Origin of the sequence: Halorubrum sp. SP3, from assembly GCF_005435195.1 — an archaeon.
GTDB lineage: Archaea > Halobacteriota > Halobacteria > Halobacteriales > Haloferacaceae > Halorubrum > Halorubrum sodomense.
This window is the reverse complement of sequence record NZ_SGTU01000691.1, coordinates 1-240: the sequence shown is the minus strand read 5'-3', so window position 1 is coordinate 240 and position 240 is coordinate 1. Positions and strand designations below refer to the sequence as shown.

Here is a 240-nt window from a genome sequence, read left to right as displayed (position 1 = left end):
AGAAGACAATCCGGTGGAGACTCCATCGTCAACCCCTGTGAGGATCGGATTCTGGTGAGCATGCCGAAGAACGATCTCACTGAAACTCCGCTGCTTCTGCCCCTGGTACTTCAGCAGGTTTACCGAGACGGGGATGACGTGGTATTCGGAATGAACGCGTTCCCAACGGCTGCGCAATTCGTTGAGATTGCTCCCTGTCGACGTATCAGGAACAAGATCAGCCCAGACCTCGTCGTAGCG

General features: G+C 55.0%; 1 protein-coding gene. It reads right to left on the bottom strand.

Annotation, left to right across the window (positions count from 1 at the left end; translation table 11 throughout):
• Nucleotides 1-240, bottom strand: a 240-nt coding sequence (locus tag EXE42_RS19990) for a hypothetical protein (RefSeq protein ID WP_137707136.1), incomplete at both ends; no start/stop codon positions are given.